The organism is Arthrobacter sp. 2YAF22_2, from assembly GCF_052114645.1.
In the GTDB taxonomy this organism is placed as follows: Bacteria; Actinomycetota; Actinomycetes; order Actinomycetales; family Micrococcaceae; genus Arthrobacter.
The window spans coordinates 1-2,773 of record NZ_JBFRFD010000478.1; the positions used below are offsets into that span (position 1 = coordinate 1).

Below are 2,773 nucleotides of genomic sequence, written 5' to 3' on the forward strand. Positions count from 1 at the left end.
GCCGACGACGTCGTCGGCAGCTACGCCAGCCATGCCGGGGTGCCGGTTGACGTGGTGACCGGCGACCGCGATCTTTTCCAAGCCGTGGACGACGCCCGGCAGGTGCGGGTGATCTACACCGCGCGCGGCATGAGGAACCTCGAAGTCGTGACCGACGCGGTCATCGTCGAAAAGTACCGCGTGCTGCCCGCGCAGTACGCCGACTACGCGACCCTCCGCGGCGATTCCTCCGATGGGCTGCCCGGCGTCGCCGGAATCGGCGAGAAGACGGCCGCGGCGCTGCTCGGCGACTACGGCACTCTGGACGGGCTGCTCGCCGCGGCGGCGGACGCGGGCAGCGGGCTGTCCTCCGGTGTGCGGTCTAAGCTGGCCGCGGCGGCCGACTATCTCACGGTCGCGCCGGCCGTCGTGAAGATCGTCCGCGATCTGCAGTTGCCGACGCTCGAAGAGGCGGGCGCCGAACTGCACCCTGTCGCGGGCGAGTCCCGCGCCGAACTGGAGCGCCTGGCCACCGAGTGGAACCTGGGGAGCTCCGTCGGACGGCTTCTCGAGGCGTTCGACCGGCGGTAGGAACCTCGGCTGGAACCTTACCGGAATACCTGAGGAGTCCGTCGGCCGCGCGCTGATCCCGGGACCGGCATCGGCGACACCTGGGATAGCTCTTGACGGCCACTGGGAGTGAATATATCCTCATTGAAAATGAACATTGATTCATTTTTAGTGAACTACTATTCAATTGAGGACCCCAAGATGGCAACCCCAATCTCCGCGGTAAACGATGATCCCGGAGCAGCGGCCCGCGAAGTAAGAACCAACCTGCGTACGCGGCAGTTGCTGAGCGCCGCCGCACGGCTGATGGAACGGGACGGATCGCACGCCGTGTCGATGCAGGCGCTGGCCGACGAAGCGTCCGTCAGTGTGGGGCTGATCTACCGTTACTTYGGCAACAAGCAGGACCTGCTGCTGGCCGTCATCGTGGAGGTGCTCGACGCCTTCGGCACGAAAGCGCCGGCAGCCGTCGATGCCGCCGGGAACGATCCGGTTGAACGCGTGGCTGCGGCCTTCGCCGCGTTCTGCGAAGTCATCGACGAGCACCGCCACGCTGCCGTTCTTTCCTACCGGGAGTCCAAGACCCTCGGCGAGGAAGGCCGCACCCGAATCAAAGACCTCGAACTGACCACCTCCCAGCCGCTGAGGGATACCGTCCAGGCAGCCATCGACGCCGGGCGGTTCGTCCCCGTCGACGTGGACCTTTTCGCCTACAACCTCCTGCTCCTGGCCCACGCCTGGGCCCTCAAGCACTGGTACTTCGAACGCTCGCTCGATTTTCCCAGCTACGTCCGCAAGCAGACCGCGGTGGCCCTCGGCGCCGTCGTCGCCCCGGAGTACCGGAGCCAGTACGCCCACCTGCTCGATCTTGACTGAGCGCTTGCCGAGCAGGTCTAACCCAGCTGCTTGTTAGCCGCCGGCTTCTCTCCCATCCGACTGACCCRCCGAAAGGTTCCGACATGACCACTTTTGAAGACATCAGCTACGAAGTCGATGCGGCCACCGCCATCATCACCATCAACCGACCGCACCTCTACAACGCCTTCCGCGGACAAACCGTGGAGGAACTTATCAAGGCGTTCCGCTTGGCCTGGGCCGACCGCTCGGTACAGGCCGTGATCCTGACCGGCGCGGGGGAGAAGGCGTTCTGCACCGGCGGGGACGTGAAGCAGCGCGCCGAAACGGGCGACTACGGCCCCACCGAGTCGGGAATGTTTGAAATCGGCTACCTTCACAAGCTCATCCGCGATATTCCGAAGCCGGTCATTGCCGCGGTCAACGGCGTGGCCATCGGCGGAGGGCATGTCCTCCATGTGCTCTGTGACCTGTCCATCGCCGCCGAAAACGCCACCTTCGGGCAGGCCGGGCCCAAGGTTGGCTCGTTCGATGCGGGCTTCGGCTCGGCCTATCTGGCGCGAGTGGTCGGCGAGAAGCGGGCCCGCGAAATCTGGTACCTGTGCCGCCAGTACGACGCCGCGACGGCCGAACGCTGGGGACTGGTCAACGCCGTGGTCCCCGCCGACAAGCTCCTCGACGAAGCCAAGGCCTGGGCCGCCGAAATTGCCGAAAAGAGCCCCACCGCCATTCGCTTCCTTAAGCAGTCCTTCAACGCGGACACCGACCACCAGGCCGGGCTGAGCAACATGGCGATGTCCGCCCTCGACCTTTTCACCGCCTCACCCGAAGGCCAGGAAGGCGCCGCCGCCTTCGCCGAGAAGCGCAAGCCCGAGTTCAACCGCCACGTTCTCTCGCACTGACCACCGCCGCATCCACCCGCTGACAAGGAAGTCACCATGGATTTTGCATTGACCGCACAACAGCTCGAGTACCAGCAAGAAGCCAAGAATTACGCTGACAAGATCGCGCCGGGCTACCAACAGCGGGAGCAGGACGGCCACGTCAAGGCCGAGTTGCGGCGGGAAATGGGCGACCTGGGCCTCATCGCCCCAGAACTACCAGTGGACCTCGGCGGACGCGGCCTTGACCGCCTTACCTCCGGCCTGATCCTGGAACAGATCGCCCGCGGCGACTTCAACGTCTCCTACGTTCAGGTGGTGGGCTCCCTGGTTGGCCAGATCCTCGCCCAGAATGCCCAACCGTCCGTCGCCAGGGAATGGGTCCCGCGGATCTGCAGCGGCGAGTCCATCGTGGGGATCGGACTCTCGGAGCCGGAAGCCGGATCCGACGCCGGCATGCCGCGGCTGAGGGCAGAACGGCGCGACGG

At 65.5% G+C, this 2,773-nt stretch carries 4 protein-coding genes; all 4 read left to right on the forward strand.

What is annotated here, in order from left to right; translation table 11 throughout:
- The coding region (locus AB4Y86_RS16120; protein ID WP_441403188.1) for a 5'-3' exonuclease at positions 1-570 on the forward strand (570 nt) is incomplete at its 5' end.
- A gap of 180 nt (positions 571-750) precedes the next feature.
- Entirely contained in the window at positions 751-1,425 is a 675-nt protein-coding gene (locus AB4Y86_RS16125; RefSeq protein WP_441403189.1) for a TetR/AcrR family transcriptional regulator, read from the forward strand.
- 83 nt (positions 1,426-1,508) lie between these two features.
- Complete coding sequence (locus AB4Y86_RS16130) at positions 1,509-2,306, forward strand: enoyl-CoA hydratase-related protein (protein ID WP_441403190.1); 798 nt, start codon at positions 1,509-1,511, stop codon at positions 2,304-2,306.
- 36 nt (positions 2,307-2,342) lie between these two features.
- Positions 2,343-2,773: acyl-CoA dehydrogenase family protein (locus AB4Y86_RS16135; protein WP_441403191.1), on the forward strand; the 431-nt coding region annotated here is incomplete at its 3' end.

Bases quoted from the DNA above. Each gene is read 5' to 3' on its own strand.
- AB4Y86_RS16130 (WP_441403190.1), top strand. From the start codon at position 1,509: ATGACCACTTTTGAAGACATCAGCTACGAAGTCGATGCGGCCACCGCC.